Annotated in this window: 1 protein-coding gene and 2 pseudogenes; 2 read left to right on the top strand and 1 reads right to left on the bottom strand. The window is 72.3% G+C overall.

Annotated elements, in window-relative coordinates; translation table 11 throughout:
• The first annotated feature begins 546 nt into the window (after positions 1-546).
• Positions 547-882: a DUF1877 family protein gene (locus tag JHN45_RS51755; protein ID WP_307783459.1), complete on the top strand. Its 336-nt coding sequence runs from the start codon at positions 547-549 to the stop codon at positions 880-882.
• Between the two features lie 56 nt (positions 883-938).
• Positions 939-1,355 (top strand): annotated as a pseudogene (locus JHN45_RS54885) (transposase family protein); the annotation flags it as partial.
• Between the two features lie 92 nt (positions 1,356-1,447).
• On the opposite strand, the pseudogene JHN45_RS53860 reads toward JHN45_RS54885, so the two are convergent.
• Positions 1,448-1,712 (bottom strand): annotated as a pseudogene (locus JHN45_RS53860) (hypothetical protein); the annotation flags it as partial.

The following is a 1,712-nucleotide window of genomic DNA, read 5'->3' as shown; positions in this document are numbered from 1 at the left end:
GGCTTCGGGGGGTGGGCAGGGCGGTGCGGCGGCGCGTCGCATGTCAGGGCGTGTCGCGTGCCGCGGTGACCGCGTCTGCGGGGGCTGTCCGTGGCCTGGCCGCGGGGAGGGCCGCTTCGGCAGGCTGTTCTCGGAAAGGGAGTGCGGAAGACCCGGGAGGGAAGGCATGCCGGGGGAGCGGTGACCGGGGCGGAGGCCGTTTGCGTGTGCCTGCGGGCCCGGCGTTGTGCGGAAAGGATTGTCTGCGGGGGTGTCCCGTTCCGGGGGCCTTGTGCGCCTGTCCGACGGCCCGGTGCGGTGGGCTGTCCGCGTGGAGGGGTACCAGGGCGGCGTCGTTCAGTGTGTCTGCCCGTTTTGTGATCATGTGAGGCCGGGGGAGGTGAGGGGCGGCCGTCGGGAAGGACATCCGGCCTGGTCGTACGGCATGAGTGTCTGGCTGTCGCTGGGCGGCTGACGGTCCGACAGGCGTGCGCGGCCGACCGTGATCGGCTGGAGGTGATGAGTCCTGCCGCCCCTGGACGGTGTGCCGTATGAGCCGGGGAGTCCATCCATCGCAGCCTGGCCGACGGTTACCTTGGCTACGACAACGGCATCTGCCCGCTGAACGCCGTGATCCTGGGCGGCGTACAGCTTCATGAAGGCGACGATCACATCGTCGGCCTGCTCACTCCGGACCGGGTTCGCGATGTCGCCGGTGCCATGGCCGATGTCGGCCGTGAGGCGCTGAAAGCAGGCTGGGACTGCATCGACATCGAAGACTACGGGCCGAACTTCGGCCACGGGGACTTCGTCTGCACCTGGGCGAACGTCACTGACCTGGTCGTCTTCTTCCGGCGGGCAGCGGACGCAGGAAGCCACGTGATCTTTACGGTCGGCCGGTAGAGGCTTCAGTGCTGGGGCGGTGTCGTTCAGCCGGTCTGCCGACTTGACGGCAGCTCATGCGCTTGAGCCGGCTGGGATGTTCCCGGATCGGGCCGGAAGGGAAGCAGGCACGGCCTCCGGGTGAAACAGGAGGTGTCGAGTCCCTGATCACCGCAACGAAAGACCGTGCCTGGCCGTTCGTTAGCGCCCCTTTCCGCCGGTCTGGGCCGGCTCGCTGCCGCCCGGCTTTCCGCACAGGAGGAACACTCCGGCCTGCTGGACTGCCTTGCCGCGGTGCCCGATCCGCGCCCCGGGGCCGTCGCCCTCCCCTCACGTTCGTCCTCGCCGTGGCCGCCTGCGCGGTCCTGGCCGGCGCGAGATCTCTGACCGCGATCGCAGCGTGGGCCGCGGACGCACCGACCACTGTGCTCACCGCCCTCGGCGGACCGAGCCGTGGACCGAGCGGCCCAACCGCCCCGGCCGAGGCCACCGTGCGCCGGGTCCTGCCACGCATCGGCGGCGATGCGCTCGGCACTGCGATCGGCTCCTGGCTCGCCGCCCGCGACCCCGGTCGCCCGCCATCCGGTCAGGACCCGGTCGAGCAGCCCCGCCGTTCCTTTGCCGTGGGCGGCAGGACATTGCGCGGCGCGCGCCGCTCCGACGGCACGGCGGGTGAGCAGTGCGCCGGGGGCGGGCCGGCGGCAGTCGCGCCGCTGCCTGTCGCCACCATGCCGGTGCCGGTGCCGGTGCCGGTGCCGGTGCCGGTGCTGGCCTCGGCGCGGAGGCGGCAGCCGTATCCCCGCGCTGCCCGCGCTGCCCGCGCTGCCCGCGCTGCCCGCGCTGGCGGTGCT

The organism is Streptomyces sp. MBT53 (assembly GCF_016654115.1).
Classification (GTDB): Bacteria; Actinomycetota; Actinomycetes; order Streptomycetales; family Streptomycetaceae; genus Streptomyces.
The sequence above is the reverse complement of the archived record's forward strand: the minus strand, read 5'-3'. Positions and strand labels throughout refer to the sequence as shown.